Source organism: Pseudomonas moraviensis (genome assembly GCF_900105805.1).
Lineage (GTDB): Bacteria > Pseudomonadota > Gammaproteobacteria > Pseudomonadales > Pseudomonadaceae > Aquipseudomonas > Aquipseudomonas moraviensis_A.
The window spans coordinates 1,531,005-1,545,440 of the sequence record NZ_LT629788.1; the positions used below are offsets into that span (position 1 = coordinate 1,531,005).

The following is a 14,436-nucleotide window of genomic DNA, read 5'->3' on the forward strand; positions in this document are numbered from 1 at the left end:
GCTTACTGACCAGAGGTCTGGGCAAGTGGAAGAGGGGTTTCGTCGATCTGTACTTTTTCCCCGGGACGGGCGTGTTGCAGGCCTTCGATGACAATACGGTCGCCGGGCTTGAGGCCGCCGGTGACGATCCAGCGATTGTTCTGCACCGCACCCAGTTGCACCGGTTGCTCGGCAACGCGCATCTGTTCGTCGACGGTCAGCACTTGGGCAATGCCGGCGCTGTCACGCTGCACCGCGCGTTGCGGCACGGTGATGCCGTTCTGGATGGTCGCCTGTTCAAGGCGTACGCGGATGAAGCTGCCCGGCAGCAAGTCGAGATCGGGGTTGGGGAATTCGCTGCGCAGGATGATCTGACCAGTGCCCGGATCGACTGTGATGTCGCTGAATAACAGTTTGCCGGGCAGCGGGTACAGGCTGCCGTCATCTTGAATCAGTGTGGCCTTGACCTGATCCTGACCGACTTCCTGCAACTGCCCGGAACGGAATGCGCGACGCAGTTCGTTGAGCTCGCGGGTCGACTGGGTCAGGTCGGCGTGGATCGGGTTGAGTTGCTGAATCAGCGCCAGCGGCGTGGTTTCGTTCTGCCCGACCAGCGCACCTTCGGTGACCAGCGCGCGGCCGATACGCCCGGAAATCGGCGCGGTGACAGTGGCGTAGCCGAGGTTCAGTTTCGCCCGTTCAAGCGCTGCCTTGCTGGCCGCGACATCAGCTGCCGTTTGCCGGGCAGCGGCGCGGGCGTTGTCGTAGTCCTGACCGCTGATGGCCTTGTCTTCGATCAATTGCCCGTAGCGTTGTTCTTGCAATCTGGCCTGAAAGGCATTGGCCTCGGCTTTGCGCAGTGCGGCTTCGGCACTGTCGAGATCGGCCTTGAACGGCGCCGGGTCGATGCGGAACAGCACATCACCCTTTTTCACGTCGCTGCCTTCGCGATAAGTGCGCTGCAACACCACGCCGGCCACTCGCGCACGCACTTCGGCAATCCGTGGCGCGGCGATGCGCCCGCTCAATTCGCTGCTGATCGATAGTGGCTGGGTTTTGATGGTCTCGATGCGTACCGTGGCTGGTGGCGCTTGCTCTTCGGCATTCGAGGACGAATCACAAGCGCTCAGCGTCAGCGCCAATGCGATCAGGCCGAGCCCGGCCAGCAGTTTTCCAGACATGTACAACCCCCAATATTGAAGGCCGCATCCTACGGCCAGACGGGGAGGTTAGCGGTGAAGCTTTGTAGTTGCTGTGTGAAATTGTGTAAGGGTTTTGCTCAGTGGCGGTTGAGGGCGTATATCCTGCAGGCCTTGAAATTTATTGCGACAGTTCGATCGCTTTCGCACATTTCAATGTGCGAGCGAATGAGCCCTGACTGTCGCCCCAGCATTTTTCTGGAACACCCCATGCCCAACATCCTCCTGGTCGAAGACGACACCGCCCTCGCCGAACTGATTTCCAGCTACCTGGAACGCAACGGTTATTCCGTCAGCGTCATTGGCCGTGGCGACCATGTGCGCGAGCGGGCGCGGATCAGTCCGCCGGATCTGGTGATCCTCGACCTCATGCTGCCGGGCCTCGATGGCCTGCAAGTCTGCCGTTTGTTGCGCGCCGATTCGGCGACGCTGCCAATCCTCATGCTCACGGCCCGCGATGACAGTCATGATCAGGTGCTGGGCCTGGAAATGGGCGCTGACGACTACGTGACCAAACCCTGCGAGCCACGGGTGCTGCTGGCGCGGGTGCGCACGTTGCTGCGACGCAGCAGCCTCGGCGAACCGCTGGCGGTCAATGACCGGATCGTCATGGGCAATCTGTGCATTGACCTCTCCGAACGCACCGTGACCTGGCGCGATCAAGCGGTTGAGCTGTCCAGCGGCGAATACAATTTGCTGGTGGTGCTGGCGCGGCACGCCGGCGAAGTGCTGAGTCGCGATCAGATTCTGCAGCGACTGCGCGGTATCGAATTCAACGGCACCGACCGCTCGGTGGACGTGGCAATTTCCAAGCTGCGGCGCAAATTCGATGATCACGCCGGCGAGGCGCGCAAGATCAAGACCGTGTGGGGCAAGGGCTATCTGTTCAGCCGCTCGGAATGGGAATGCTGAACTGATGTTTCGCATCCTGTTTCGCCTGTATCTGGTGACGATCGTCTCCTATAGCGCGGCGATCTATCTGGTGCCGGATCTGGTGGTGATGGTTTTTCGGGATCGCTTCGTCACCTACAACCTGGAGTTCTCCCGAGGCCTGCAATCACTGATCACCCGTCAGTTTCATGCCGCGCCGCAAGAACAGTGGCCGGCGATTGCTGCGTCGATGGACAAGGAGTTCCAGCCTTTGCACATCGTCCTGACGCCAATCGACGACCCGGTATTCACGCCCATTGAGCAGGAACGATTACACCGTGGTGAAAACGTTGTGCGTATCGGCGACTGGGGCTGGCGGACGCTGGCGGTCACTCCGCTGAATGCAGAAATGGCCGTGCGTATGGTCGTGCCGCCGGATCCGGTCGACGTTGACCTGTTGTACTGGAGCATCAACGTGCTGATCGGCGCGATGTTGCTCGGCTGCCTGCTGCTTTGGCTGCGCCCGCACTGGCGCGATCTGGAACGCTTGAAAGGCACCGCTGAGCGCTTCGGCAAAGGCCATTTGAGCGAACGGACCAAAATCGCGCCCAGTTCGAACATCGGCAGCCTCGCCAACGTGTTCGACACCATGGCCGGTGATATCGAAAACCTGCTCAACCAGCAACGCGACCTGCTCAACGCTGTTTCCCACGAACTGCGTACGCCGCTGACGCGTCTGGATTTCGGCCTGGCGCTGGCGCTCTCCGAAGACTTGCCGGCCGCCAGCCGCGAGCGCTTGCAGAGCCTGGTCGCGCATATTCGTGAGCTGGATGAACTGGTGCTGGAATTGCTTTCCTACAGCCGCTTGCAGAACCCCGCGCAATCGCCCGAGCGTATCGAGGTTTCGCTGGACGAGTTCATCGACAGCATTCTCGGGAGCGTCGATGAAGAGCTGGAGTCGCCGGAGATCGTTATTGATGTGTTGCTGCACGGTCAGTTGGAGCGTTTTTCGCTCGATCCACGCCTGACGGCGCGGGCGATCCAGAACCTGCTGCGCAACGCCATGCGCTATTGCGGGAAGCGCATCCAGATTGGCGTGCAGGTGAATGCCGAGGGCTGCGAGATCTGGGTCGATGACGACGGCATCGGGATTCCCGACGACGAGCGAGAGCGGATATTCGAGCCGTTCTATCGACTCGACCGCAGCCGTGATCGCGCCACCGGTGGTTTTGGTCTGGGCCTGGCGATCAGCCGCCGGGCACTGGAAGCGCAGGGGGGCGTGTTGACCGTGGAGCCCTCGCCGTTGGGGGGCGCACGGTTCCGGTTGTGGTTGCCCACCAACGCCTGAGATTCATGTCTCTGAGTAGTGACGTGGGGGAGCTGGCTTGCTCGCGAAGGCGTCGGGTCAGTCAGCGCATATTCAGCTGATATACCGTCATCGCGAGCAGGCTCGCTTCACAGTGGGATTGTGTTTTCCGACCAATGGAAACGTTTTGCACCGGTTTCATAGGGGTACCTGTCAGGTTTGACAGTAGGCAACCGCAGCCGATGGGTGTCTCATGCGCAGGACATGCCTCTTCGCCACCCATCGCATCGGATCCCGATTGGAAAAGGATGACCACCATGAACGTCAAAACCCTCGAAAAACCACGAATCCCTGGCATGAGTCAGCCAGTCCTCGGACCGGAAAATGCAGACGCCGGGCTGCCTCTGGCACTCACTTATCTGTACCCCGAGGGGGTGAAGGTGTTCATCGAACCCGCCACTACCGCGCAGGACGATGACACCTATGTCGTGCGCTTGAACGGAGAGCGGGTTGCTGACAAAACCATCGCCATCGGCGAGACGACTCAACAGGTAATCGTTTATGTGGCTGCGGATAAATGGAAGAGTCCGCTGAACGTTCTCGAGTACGGGTTGGAGCGAGGAGGCATGGAGCTCGAAACTTCGGCGCCTTTGACGGTCATTTATCACGACAAGCGTCCGGGTAACGTGGACCGTTTTCCTGAGGAGGCAGGCCATTCCGAATTGGTGCTTGAAGTGGATCAGGATGCAGTGGATGAAGGTATCGACGCTGAGCGCGCGCTTGCAGGTGTAAGCGCCAGGGTGGCCTACCCGTTGATGAGAGCGTTCGACACCATCGTGTTGTATTGCAATGGTAAAACCTTGCGCCACCCGGTCAGTGAGGAAGAGGCGAATCGACAGCAGCCCATCCAGATGATCATCGATGAGGCAACCTTCGACGAGGCGGGTGACAGTCCGCGCTTCGAAGTGCGTTTCACGGTACTTGATCGCGTGGGCAACAGTCCGGATGTCAACAGTCCTGCCTCGGCCAGCCAGTACCTTTATGTCAATCGGAAGGGCAATTGGTATGACCCGCCGATCCTCAGCGAGAAGCCCGATGATCCTGACGATGACGTCAGGATCATCGACCTGAACAAGCTGGCTGGTGGACCAGCGATTGCACAAATCTATGTATCGCGCAGTTGGCTCAGAGACGATGAAATCCGTTTGACGGGGCGCTTCTACGCTGAGGACGGAGTGTTACTGGACCATTTGACGCTGAGCGAAAAAGTGAAGAATGCGCCGTTTTCCTACTCGATCCCTGTGCCTTACGCAGCGTTTGCCGCCGCCGCGAAGGGCCATGCAGTGTTTACCTATAGGCGCGTCAGCCAAGGGGCCGAGCTCGATCGGTCCTACGCCCTGAAAGCCAGCATCACTGGCGAACCCGCTGTGACACTTCCGCCACCTGCATTGGTGGGCTCCGGTTACCTGATCGACCCTCTGGATGTGCCCAACGGCGTGACAGCCCGAGTCGAGTATCTGGAGGATCAACCGGGTGACGAAGCGCGATTGTTGATCCAGGGCGCAGCCGGGCCCGTCTCGCCGGTCTTTGCTCCAACCGCATTCAACAAGAATCACCGGGCCAACTTTCTGATCGAGTCTCCAGTGCTGGCGGCCAGTCATGGCAAGACAATCCAGCTGTCATGGGAGCTGCTGCGTGGTGCGGCCCCTCAACCCTCCATGCACCGTGACGTGGTGCTCAAGCGGATCGAGGATCGGGATCGACGGCTGCCGACACCCGATATTCCTCAGGCCCGCAACGGGATACTTGATCTGGCTGATTTTAGCGGTGGTGCGCAGGCGCAATGTGCGGTGTGGCCATCGATGGCGGTGGGGCAGTTGCGTTGGTTCCGCTTGTACGGCACCGGTATCAACGGTGACGATCACCCGATTGTCATCGCCAAGGCTGCTCCAGTGACAGCGCCGGAGAAAGACAGTGGGCTGGATAATGCGCTGCCTCGCAGCGAACTTCTGAAGCTCAAGCCAGGTACGCCCCTGCGCATGGAATTGAAAGTTGCCTATGACGGGCTCGATGATGAAACCACGGCGGTGGTGTTCAACGCGCCGACATTTACCGTGCTGAATTCTCCAGCGACACTAATGGAAGATTTCACCGGGGTACCGAATCAGACGGCACGGCAGGGCGCAATCATGGAAACGCCCACTATGCAGATCACGTTCAAATCCGGTGACGGCGAATGCGCGATCATGCCGCGTTCCGACATCGGCGAATCCTTTCCCGGCCAAATCGAAGGTCAGGTACTGAGCATCGGTCGCGACGCGTTTGGCCAGGCTGCGCAAGTCGTAGAAATAAAGCTGAAAAATACATGCTCGCGAATCAGCTTCTTTCATTTAAGCGTGAACTATGAGGACAGCACCGTGGCTTACTTCGCCAGCAATGGGATGCTCCTGGGGCGTCGGACGTTAGGCATGTCGTACGGCAAACCGGTCAATGTTGCCTTTGATGCACCGGGGATCGCACGCCTGGAGTTCCACATGCCGACGCCGGACTGGTTTTCCCTCGACACTTTCAAAGTGGATGCCTGATTCCCTCAGGGCACTAACCGATGAACCGCGATTTCAACAGCGTTGCCATCTGCTAGGCGATAGGCATAAATAGTACGGTCGGCGTCCGGCAGCAGGCTGCTGGTTTGCAGCACGCATTTCTGCGTTTTGCTGTCCCAGACCTGGCCTTTCGGGCATTCGGGTTTCTGGACGGGGTCTTTTTCGCCACCACTGGCCACGACCAATTGGCTGGACATCGCCGCGACCAGCAGAAACGGGGCGGCGAACATAACGGGACGGATATTCATGGAAGGCTCCACAGAAGGTTGTGTTTCACTTTGAACACCCACAGGGTGAATTTTTATTCATTGCTTTATCAGTGACTGTTCAAGTTCAGCGTAAATTCAAGCGCTATGCTCGGAAGCGTCTGCCGTTGATCCGATGTTTTGCCTGAAGGAGCATTGTCATGAACGATCAGGTCCATCACTCAGCCGCTGCCGGCTACAAAAGCGCTGCCGACACCTACGTCAAAGGGCGGCCGGACTATCCGCCGCAGGTCAGTCAATGGTTGACCGCGACGCTGGGCCTGGATGGACATAAAACCGTGATTGATCTGGGTGCCGGAACCGGCAAATTCACTGGCCGGCTGCTGGCGACCGGCGCGCAAGTCATCGCCGTCGAACCGGTGGCACAGATGCTGGAAAAACTCTCTGACGCATGGCCCCAGGTCTTGGCGGTGAGCGGCACCGCAACCGACCTGCCGTTGCCCGACGCCTCAGTGGATGTGGTGATCTGTGCGCAAGCGTTTCACTGGTTTGCCAGCGCCGAGGCGCTGAGCGAAATCGCCCGGGTGCTCAAGCCAGATGGCAAGTTGGGGCTGATCTGGAACCTGCGTGACACTGAAGTCAGTTGGGTGCCGAAACTGGATGCCATCGTCAATGCGCTGGAAGGTGACACACCGCGCTATTACACCGGCGTCTGGCGCGAAGCGTTTCCGCACCCTGCATTCGCGCCCTTGCAGGTTGAGCGGTTTCACCATGGTCATACCGGCTCGCCGGAAGACGTGATCTTCAATCGAGTGCGCTCGACCAGTTTCATCGCCGCGCTGCCGGAGGCGCAGCGGGCGCAGGTTGATGAGCAGATTCGTGCGTTGATTGCCGCAGAACCAGAATTGCGCGGCAGGGACACGGTGACAGTGCCTTATGAAACCGCCGCGTTCGTCGCAGTAAAAAAGGCTGAATCCCATGACATTCCAGTGTAGGAGTGAGCCTGTTCGCGATAACGGAGCGTCAGTCACCTCATCTTTGGCTGACACTCCGCCATCGCGAGCAGGCTCACTCCTACAGGGTTTTCAGGTGTTCATAGTATCTGGCTGCACTTTTCCACTGCCTTGCGCCGCTCGCGAACCCCACGCACCACCAGATACAACAACGGCCCGATCGACACGAAAACCGCGGTCAGCAACAAATACGGCAGTACCGACCAAACCGACTGCCCACGCGACCGCGCGTCCTTGACCATCCACACGCCCGCCAGCGTGGCCAGCAGGTACAGATCAATCACCACCTGCGCGGTATCGGGCCGCGACATCAGGCTGATACCGAAGTCGATCAACGACTGTTCGGCCTTGAGCATCACAGAAACGGTGTAACCGGTAAAAGCGAGCAAAGCCGTGAGGGGCAGGGCGATAGACATCATGCAATCCTTCCTTGGTGTGATGAGAGAGTCGCCAGACTAACGCCGCCGCCAGGAATTGGCCATTGACTTGCCAGCACCGCGCAGGCTAATTTCCAGCCTATGACTTTCACCGTATCGCGCTGCCAGCCAATGATTATTACCGCCATTCCTCATTTGGCGGGCTAGCTCACGACTGCAGCACCCAACCCGCCCTAGAGGCGGGTTTTTACTTTCTGTCTCCGGGGTTCTGAAAAATGTCAGGAGACGACCATGCCGCACAGCCCCGACCAGCAAGCCCTGCTTGAGCACTACGTGAAAAAGATTCTGGCCGCGCCGGTGTACGATATTGCGGTGCGCACGCCGTTGCAGTCAGCTCCGGCGTTGTCGGAAGCGCTGGGCAATCGGGTCCTGCTCAAGCGCGAAGATCTGCAACCGACGTTTTCTTTCAAGATCCGTGGTGCGTACAACAAACTCGTGCAACTGAGAGATGAGCAGAAAGCGCGAGGTGTGATCACTGCATCGGCGGGCAATCATGCCCAAGGTGTAGCGCTGGCGGCGCGGGAGTTGGGCATCGCTGCGACGATCGTCATACCGTCTACCACTCCTGAGCTCAAAGTGCTCGGCGTGCGCAGTCGCGGTGCCGAAACGTTGCTGCACGGCGAGAGTTTCCCCTTTGCATTGGCTCATGCGCTGCAATTGGCCGAGCAGACCGGATGCACGTTCGTTTCACCCTTCGATGACCCAGATGTGATCGCCGGACAGGGCACCGTGGCAATGGAAATCCTGCGCCAGCATCAAGGCGCGCTGGATGCGATTTTTGTCCCGGTCGGCGGCGGAGGCTTGGTCGCCGGCATCGCGGCGTACGTAAAATACCTGCGTCCGGAAGTACGGATCGTTGGCGTCGAGTCCGAACATTCGGCCTGCCTGCAAGCCGCTTTGCGCGCGGGGGAGCGTGTGGTTCTACCGAGCGTCGGAACCTTCGCCGATGGCGTGGCGGTGGCGCAGATCGGTGCATATGGCTTCGAGATCTGCCGTTTTTGTGTAGATGAGGTAATCAAGGTCAGCAATGACGAGCTCTGCGCGGCGATCAAGAACATTTACGACGACACTCGCTCGATCACCGAGCCATCCGGCGCCCTGGCTGTTGCGGGGATCAAGCAGTACGTGGCGCGCAATGGCGCCAGTGGCCAGACCTTCGTCGCCATCGATTCAGGGGCCAATATCAACTTTGACAGCCTGCGCCATGTCGCCGAGCGCGCCGCTGCTTGCAGCGTGCCGGCGTGATGGTGCCCAGCGGTTATTCCTGCAGAGCGGTGCCGACTTTGTCCGACGCCGACCAGATGCGATAACGCACTTCGACGTCCGAGGGCGCGTACACCACGACTGGCAACTTGCTGTTGTAGCGCAACATGAAACCGTCACCGACCACCGGAACGAAAGCGCGCTTTTTCTGGCTGCCGGGCGGGCAGGCCATCAGCGTGCTCATCGGGCCAATGACTTTTTCCAGACGGTAGAACGGATAGCCCCAGCCTTGCAGATTCTTTTCATCGAGCACACCGCCCAGACGCTGGCGGTTGCAGTCCACTTCGAGGGTTTTGCCGGCGAGAATTTCAACCTGAAAATTCTCCTCCTGCTCTTGCTTGGGCAGATGGATGACCTGTCGGGTGAACCCGGCTTCGGCTTTGGGATAAGGCGCGACGTCTTCGAGCTTGGCGGCATGGGCAAGCGTGGACAGGCTGGCGATACACAGGCCAGTGATCGCGAAAATGCGTAAGGAATTCATGGAAGCCTCCGTGCGGGTTGAACTGGAATGGAAGACATTCTTGCCGCCATGGTCTTCGAAAGCAAATTCACCCGGGATTGCATATTGCAGGGGATGGGTGGTCGATTCATGCATTTTGCAAATAGCAAAATGCTGGCGACGCTTCCAAGTGCTTGATTTAGCTAGAGGCGAAACGGGCCGACCAAAGGCACGTTTTATGCGTTATTCAAGTGCGGCGCACAGGATTTGGGCGCCTACACTCCAATAGGCATTTCGCAGTACCACCACTTGCCGCACCAGGGAAACAGCGGGGGCACACCCGTGAAGGCGCAGCAAAGGGTCAGCGTGAATACTTGATTGGCAATCGTACAGAAAGGAGAGGGTTCGCCATGTTTTTATCTGCCTTGGAATTACGCAATATCATTGAAAGCAGCTTCCTGCCGAAACGCTGCCAGTGCACGCTGTCACCCGATTTGTCGATGTCCGTCAAAGTATTTGGCGATCATCGGACTGACCAAGCCGATCTCTACGTCAGCGGAATCGACGCCAGCCGCCTGAACAGCTGCCGTGAAATCAACAACCTGGTCGCTGGCCTGCGTTCCGATCTCGCACAGCAAACCGCGACACATCAAACCAGCGCTCGTTCTCGAGCCGTTTAACCCACCGTTTCACCCAGTTCGACCGTCACGCGCCGGGCCTGCACAAAACCAAGGCCCAGCGCGAACTCGACCAGCACCGCGAGCAAAATCCCGGGGCCGGCGTGGCCATTGAGCCACTCGCCAAAACCCAACGCCGACAAACCGAAACAGCCGACGATGAAACCATTGCTCAGTGCACTGCGTGTCACTGACGGCGGAGCATTGCGCAGCAAATAAAACATCACCCCCAACGCCGCAAACAGCACCGCACTGCGCCGAGCGACTACGCCGGTACCCTCCGAATATCCGATGCTCCAGATCGCCAGCAACACCTCCGGAAAAAATCCCCAGACCAGCGCCAGCAGAAAACACAGGATGGAAGTGAAGCTCGACAGCGTGCGAAACGACAACTGCATGGCCAGTCCTTGCGGCAGTAGGGAAGGCCCCGAGCATACCCGCCGAAACCACTCCACGCCTACCGCAAACCCGCAAATCAGACGTTTCTGTCAGTTCTGGAATTTGCACGCGTCAGACAATTTCCGGTAGCTGATTTCCTCGGGCTTACCGGCTTTGTCGATGTACTTCATATCGGCCGTAACCACTTTGCACAATTGCGTTGGTGGCTCAGTCAACGACACCACCTTGGATGTGGCAGAGGTGTCATTGGCCTGGGCCAGCCCGGCAAATGCGATGCAGGCGAGGGCGACGCTGAGCGATAAAGCGCGAATGTTCATGAGAGGACTCCCGTGTGGCGGTTCTAGAATTCGGCGTGATTCACTCGAACCTGCCGCACTGGGCGCCAGCCAGAATGGCTGAGGGCGTGCGGTTCAGTAGAGTTTTTGAATACGGCGATAAGGGATGGATAACCGAGCTGAACGCCGGCTGTTAGGGATTGCGGCGGTTTTCTTTAGAAGGTTTGGCGAATTCCTACAAGAGCTAGTCTGCTTTCGGCAGGTGGAAGGGAGGGTTATTGTCCGGTGCCGCTGCAAAATCAGTGGTTCGGGTTGGGTCACCTGAGAAAAGTTCGTTGCATATGTCCCATCATTTGCCCTGCGCGGATCTTCTGGTTCGCGAAGTGCACTGCTGTCGCGGCTGTGTGAAGGACGCGTTCGGGCGAGCTGAGTTTTGAACTGTTCTCGGTTGACCAAGCCTGTACACGGGCGCCTCCCAACGTTTGGTCACGGCTATGGCGGTTACCTTCTAATACAGTTGAGTAATCAAAATGCCAATAATTAAGCCGCTACAAAGCCGCTATCTCCCCCCAGCACCAACGTCACCGAAACCCCGACGCTGCTCTCGACACCCAAGCGCACCCGAAAGACATCCTCGAAGCTGCCGTTCAACGCATCCGTGCCTCTGCCGATCTGCTCGAAACCTTGCATTGCCTATGCTTCAAGCACGCCGACGTGCAGGACATTCCACACATCACCCATGCGCTTTACCTACTGACGCAGGATGCCAATGATTTGCTGCAGGTGGCGCAGCAGCAGATGTTGAGTTGGAAGGCGCCGGTTCGATGAGGAATTGAAAGGACGCAACCACGGGACGGAGTGAGAAACGACCCGTGTTTCAGCGTGGCAAGGATTCCGTTGAGTGATGACGCGGATCCAGCACCGTCGATGCCCACATCAACTCGATACGATTGTTCGGTAGAAAATAGACATGCAACGTGTCATCGCCACGGTTGCGTGAAGGCAAGTGCACTTGCACTTCGTGTCTTTCGATCTTCATCCCCTGATCCTCTTGAGCTTTAGACATGCTCAGAATCCACACAACTTTAGCGGTGTTGCCATCGATGCTCCAACAGCAGGTCACGCCTCCGTTACCGCCCCAGTGACCATTTACCCAATAGCTGCCGATGGGACGATCAGTGTAGTTGTGGGATGTAAGGGCAGCCCCGGGCGTACGAACACGGTCATGAATTAGAGATGTCACAAAAAGCGGCCAGCAGCACTGTCGCGCAGATCAATATCTTCGAGCGACTGGACATGGGCGTCTGACTGAATCGCATATCCTTACTGCGCCTCACTGCTTTCCGAAACAGCTTTGGTTGGTCGGGATTCAAATGGGCTAAACAAGTCAGGACTCCATCCGAGCCGTACTTTATTACCCGGATCAAAGCGCACATGCAGGTACTGATCGTGCGGGCCGCGCTGGGGAAGCGAAAGCTGAATTTCATGGCGCTCTTCTACCGAGCCCTGTATTTGCTGCTGTTGGGTCATGTCCAATATCCAGGTAACTTTAGCTGTGTCTCCCTCAAATTTGGAGCAGCACATTATTCCACCGCCGCCCATTGCGAACAGATTGCCACCCCAAAAGTCATTTATCCAAAAGCTGAATATTGGCCGATCTGTGTAATTTTCTGATGTCAGCATGGCGCCGGGCGTACGAAATAGATCAATGATTTTTGGGGTGGCGTAGCTAAGCAGCAAGACCAGTACAGCCAGGGCTATTCGCCTTCTTCGCCATGTTCGTTTTCGACGTGCGTCCGCAGCAATATCTATCAAGCGCATGAAATCCAAACTAGAAAAGCAATATTCAGTCTTTGAGACTGAAATGAATCTTCCTGACTTTAGGTTGATGTACCGGGAACCTCTGCTGAAGGTTTCCGCATCATCTGTTCCAGATAGTCTGGGGCCATCCCTTTGGTTTTATTCAGGCTCGGCATATCGAACTCTCGAACGCGAAAGTATTTAGGTATCGGAATACCTGTGCCCCGAGGTATCTGTTGGATCATGTATTGATCGTTTACGTAAAATTCGAGTAGATCTTCAACGTCGAAATCAAGGCCTTTGGGAACTGGAGCAAACCACTCGTCCAACAGCGCTTTTACGGGGGCAGAGGGAAAGCTGGTTTTCAACCTCCAGGCTTCGCGGTCTACGTCCTCAAGCCAACTGAGTTCGGAGCGAAGGGCAGCCTTACCTTGTTGTGTTTGCTTGAGTGCTTGATCGCGTTTAGCAGCTTGAGCATCGCTTTCGCTGCTCATTCCAAGGGCTCGTGCGATTGAGCCTTGTTTGCCGAGGATAGGGCGTTGAAGGCGCTCTTCCTCGTCGTCGTAGGCTTTGTGTTGCCCCCGATAAAGCTCCCATAGACCACGTAAACGTTGGATATATAAACGTCGGTGAGCAAGAAAGGCTTCCGCAGATAGTTTTTTATTGCCAGCTTTACTCATGTAATTATTGCTGGCCCCGATAGCACTAGTGCCATTTATATGATCATTCAAAGTGAATAGTTTTGCGACGCCAAGGTCGATTTTTCTCAATTCATTGAGAGTGGGGAAGGGCACTCCAGCACGAAGCGACGCTTGGTACATTTCGTGAAGGCTTGCTAAGTGGAGTTCAGTGCTATGTGGTACGTCATCCTTTCTCAAGCCTCCACCAACATCATAAGAGGTGCCCGGAACTAAGCGCTCTTCCCATTTTGGAGTTGATGCCCCAGTCCCAATCAATCTCGAACGCCTAGAGTCTTGACATTCATGAGCCGCGACGAGATGAAGAGCAGATCTTACTGGGCCCGGCAGACACTCTCCGTCATCGACAACGTTTACGAAAGGAATCAAGTATTCGAGGATGATGGAGTTTTCACCACTGCGATCCACTGAATCGAAGAGGCCGGCGAAATTAACTTCGAGCTTTGCGCCCTTAAAGTTTGTTGTCGCTGGATCACATTCTTCAAATAGCTTGTGAGCAAAAGCCCGAGCTAGTGTTGCGCCAAAATCAAAGCCATAAACAGAAATCGAAATGCGTTTTACCGGTGCGCCGGATTTGCCTTTGATATTGGTTAATGCTTCCTCCAAAACTTTGAATGCGGCTTCGAGTCTTGTATCAACGCCGGTTTTGAAGAAGGTTGCTGCAGCTTCGTTATCGCGAGTAACTCCAAAAATATCCAGTGTTGCTGGAGCCACGGCTTTGGCGATGCTAGATGCAAAACTACCACCTTTCAAATTGCTGATTGCGCTCTCCCACCATTTTTTACCCGTAATAACATCCTTGACAGCGTCGAGCGGGCTGTTTTTTATCGTGTCTTCAGGTGATTTTATGGCGCTGTCTTTGGCTCTGTTTAGGGCACCGTCTAACCCCGTATTGCTCAGTTCAGTAACGCCGCCTAAGGTTTCGTCGAATTTTGAACCTAAGCCTGATATGTAGAATTTTCGATAGTGCGCGCTAGGCTGTTCAGTTGACCTGGTTTGGTCGATGGCGTACGCAAGAAATAGTCTCGCCACATTGGTTAGACGGCTTTCCTTAATGTCGTCCATCAAGTTTCGACTAAATCCGTCAAAAAAGAATCCAACGTGAAGCGTGGATTCGCAGGGCAAAACCGGATTCTTTTCGGTGCCTTTGTTAGCGCATGTCTTCGAACTAACTGATTGAGCTCGATCCAGATTCGTTATGCTGGTCATTGTAAACGTCCTTGTTTGCTAATCGGTCCAGAGACTGGGGCAGTATTAAAAGGGTTGTCGAGA

At 56.7% G+C, this 14,436-nt stretch carries 15 protein-coding genes and 2 pseudogenes; 8 read left to right on the forward strand and 9 right to left on the reverse strand.

Annotation, left to right across the window (positions count from 1 at the left end; genetic code table 11):
- Positions 1–2: 2 nt before the first annotated feature.
- The gene (locus BLU71_RS07240) at positions 3–1,160 is read right to left on the reverse strand and encodes an efflux RND transporter periplasmic adaptor subunit (RefSeq protein ID WP_083352681.1); all 1,158 of its coding nucleotides are present in this window, start codon (positions 1,158–1,160) and stop codon (positions 3–5) included.
- A gap of 228 nt (positions 1,161–1,388) precedes the next feature.
- On the opposite strand from BLU71_RS07240, the gene BLU71_RS07245 reads away from it, so the two are divergent.
- The 3 genes from BLU71_RS07245 (at position 1,389) to BLU71_RS07255 (ending at position 5,939) form a co-directional block, all read left to right on the forward strand.
- Positions 1,389–2,090, forward strand: coding sequence for a response regulator transcription factor (locus BLU71_RS07245; protein ID WP_016774890.1), 702 nt, complete (start codon positions 1,389–1,391; stop codon positions 2,088–2,090).
- Between the two features lie 4 nt (positions 2,091–2,094).
- A complete protein-coding gene (locus BLU71_RS07250) occupies positions 2,095–3,396 on the forward strand; it encodes an ATP-binding protein (RefSeq protein WP_065616269.1) in 1,302 nt (433 codons plus the stop codon).
- A gap of 275 nt (positions 3,397–3,671) precedes the next feature.
- Positions 3,672–5,939 carry a hypothetical protein gene (locus BLU71_RS07255; RefSeq protein WP_083352682.1) on the forward strand — a complete coding sequence of 756 codons (2,268 nt, stop codon included), beginning with the start codon at positions 3,672–3,674 and terminating at the stop codon, positions 5,937–5,939.
- Between the two features lie 5 nt (positions 5,940–5,944).
- Here the strand turns inward: BLU71_RS07255 and BLU71_RS07260 are convergent, their stop codons facing one another.
- Positions 5,945–6,205 (reverse strand): hypothetical protein, encoded by a 261-nt coding sequence (locus BLU71_RS07260; RefSeq protein ID WP_152972339.1) that lies wholly within the window; start codon positions 6,203–6,205, stop codon positions 5,945–5,947.
- A gap of 158 nt (positions 6,206–6,363) precedes the next feature.
- Between BLU71_RS07260 and BLU71_RS07265 the strand changes: the two genes are divergently transcribed.
- Positions 6,364–7,158: a class I SAM-dependent methyltransferase gene (locus tag BLU71_RS07265; protein WP_083352683.1), complete on the forward strand. Its 795-nt coding sequence runs from the start codon at positions 6,364–6,366 to the stop codon at positions 7,156–7,158.
- A 98-nt stretch (positions 7,159–7,256) separates the two neighbouring features.
- On the opposite strand, the gene BLU71_RS07270 is transcribed toward BLU71_RS07265, so the two are convergent.
- Positions 7,257–7,595, reverse strand: a complete 339-nt coding sequence (locus BLU71_RS07270; protein WP_083352684.1) for a DUF2834 domain-containing protein — start codon at positions 7,593–7,595, stop codon at positions 7,257–7,259.
- 249 nt (positions 7,596–7,844) lie between these two features.
- Between BLU71_RS07270 and ilvA the strand changes: the two are divergent.
- A pseudogene (gene ilvA / locus BLU71_RS07275) lies at positions 7,845–8,834 on the forward strand (threonine ammonia-lyase, biosynthetic); the annotation flags it as partial.
- Between the two features lie 37 nt (positions 8,835–8,871).
- Here ilvA and eco read toward each other — a convergent pair.
- On the reverse strand, positions 8,872–9,357 hold the full coding sequence (gene eco / locus BLU71_RS07280) for a serine protease inhibitor ecotin (RefSeq protein ID WP_083352686.1): 486 nt from the start codon (positions 9,355–9,357) through the stop codon (positions 8,872–8,874).
- Between the two features lie 27 nt (positions 9,358–9,384).
- On the opposite strand from eco, the gene BLU71_RS27885 reads away from it, so the two are divergent.
- Both BLU71_RS27885 and BLU71_RS07285 read left to right on the forward strand, forming a co-directional pair.
- Positions 9,385–9,513, forward strand: a complete 129-nt coding sequence (locus BLU71_RS27885; RefSeq protein ID WP_268893401.1) for a hypothetical protein — start codon at positions 9,385–9,387, stop codon at positions 9,511–9,513.
- A 212-nt stretch (positions 9,514–9,725) separates the two neighbouring features.
- Entirely contained in the window at positions 9,726–9,995 is a 270-nt protein-coding gene (locus BLU71_RS07285) for a DUF1652 domain-containing protein (RefSeq protein ID WP_042606881.1), read from the forward strand.
- Here the strand turns inward: BLU71_RS07285 and BLU71_RS07290 are convergent.
- Both BLU71_RS07290 and BLU71_RS07295 read right to left on the reverse strand, forming a co-directional pair.
- Positions 9,992–10,390, reverse strand: coding sequence for a hypothetical protein (locus BLU71_RS07290; RefSeq protein WP_083352687.1), 399 nt, complete (start codon positions 10,388–10,390; stop codon positions 9,992–9,994). The two genes, BLU71_RS07285 and BLU71_RS07290, sit on opposite strands and share 4 nt — an antisense overlap.
- A gap of 90 nt (positions 10,391–10,480) precedes the next feature.
- The gene (locus BLU71_RS07295; RefSeq protein WP_083352688.1) at positions 10,481–10,708 is read right to left on the reverse strand and encodes a DUF2790 domain-containing protein; all 228 of its coding nucleotides are present in this window, start codon (positions 10,706–10,708) and stop codon (positions 10,481–10,483) included.
- Between the two features lie 488 nt (positions 10,709–11,196).
- On the opposite strand from BLU71_RS07295, the pseudogene BLU71_RS27700 reads away from it, so the two are divergent.
- A pseudogene (locus BLU71_RS27700) lies at positions 11,197–11,494 on the forward strand (hypothetical protein).
- A gap of 49 nt (positions 11,495–11,543) precedes the next feature.
- On the opposite strand, the gene BLU71_RS07310 reads toward BLU71_RS27700, so the two are convergent.
- The 3 genes from BLU71_RS07310 to BLU71_RS07320 form a co-directional block, all read right to left on the reverse strand.
- Entirely contained in the window at positions 11,544–11,909 is a 366-nt protein-coding gene (locus tag BLU71_RS07310) for a DUF3304 domain-containing protein (protein ID WP_083352689.1), read from the reverse strand.
- Between the two features lie 80 nt (positions 11,910–11,989).
- Positions 11,990–12,487, reverse strand: coding sequence for a DUF3304 domain-containing protein (locus BLU71_RS07315; RefSeq protein ID WP_083352690.1), 498 nt, complete (start codon positions 12,485–12,487; stop codon positions 11,990–11,992).
- 59 nt (positions 12,488–12,546) lie between these two features.
- On the reverse strand, positions 12,547–14,373 hold the full coding sequence (locus BLU71_RS07320) for a phospholipase effector Tle1 domain-containing protein (RefSeq protein ID WP_083352691.1): 1,827 nt from the start codon (positions 14,371–14,373) through the stop codon (positions 12,547–12,549).
- Positions 14,374–14,436: the final 63 nt, after the last annotated feature.

Coding starts and splice junctions, on each gene's coding strand:
- BLU71_RS07240 (WP_083352681.1), bottom strand. CDS start 1,160: ATGTCTGGAAAACTGCTGGCCGGGCTCGGCCTGATCGCATTGGCGCTG.
- BLU71_RS07245 (WP_016774890.1), top strand. CDS start 1,389: ATGCCCAACATCCTCCTGGTCGAAGACGACACCGCCCTCGCCGAACTG.
- BLU71_RS07250 (WP_065616269.1), top strand. CDS start 2,095: ATGTTTCGCATCCTGTTTCGCCTGTATCTGGTGACGATCGTCTCCTAT.
- BLU71_RS07255 (WP_083352682.1), top strand. CDS start 3,672: ATGAACGTCAAAACCCTCGAAAAACCACGAATCCCTGGCATGAGTCAG.
- BLU71_RS07260 (WP_152972339.1), bottom strand. CDS start 6,205: ATGAATATCCGTCCCGTTATGTTCGCCGCCCCGTTTCTGCTGGTCGCG.
- BLU71_RS07265 (WP_083352683.1), top strand. CDS start 6,364: ATGAACGATCAGGTCCATCACTCAGCCGCTGCCGGCTACAAAAGCGCT.
- BLU71_RS07270 (WP_083352684.1), bottom strand. CDS start 7,595: ATGATGTCTATCGCCCTGCCCCTCACGGCTTTGCTCGCTTTTACCGGT.
- eco (WP_083352686.1), bottom strand. CDS start 9,357: ATGAATTCCTTACGCATTTTCGCGATCACTGGCCTGTGTATCGCCAGC.
- BLU71_RS27885 (WP_268893401.1), top strand. CDS start 9,385: ATGGAAGACATTCTTGCCGCCATGGTCTTCGAAAGCAAATTCACCCGG.
- BLU71_RS07285 (WP_042606881.1), top strand. CDS start 9,726: ATGTTTTTATCTGCCTTGGAATTACGCAATATCATTGAAAGCAGCTTC.
- BLU71_RS07290 (WP_083352687.1), bottom strand. CDS start 10,390: ATGCAGTTGTCGTTTCGCACGCTGTCGAGCTTCACTTCCATCCTGTGT.
- BLU71_RS07295 (WP_083352688.1), bottom strand. CDS start 10,708: ATGAACATTCGCGCTTTATCGCTCAGCGTCGCCCTCGCCTGCATCGCA.
- BLU71_RS07315 (WP_083352690.1), bottom strand. CDS start 12,487: ATGCGCTTGATAGATATTGCTGCGGACGCACGTCGAAAACGAACATGG.
- BLU71_RS07320 (WP_083352691.1), bottom strand. CDS start 14,373: ATGACCAGCATAACGAATCTGGATCGAGCTCAATCAGTTAGTTCGAAG.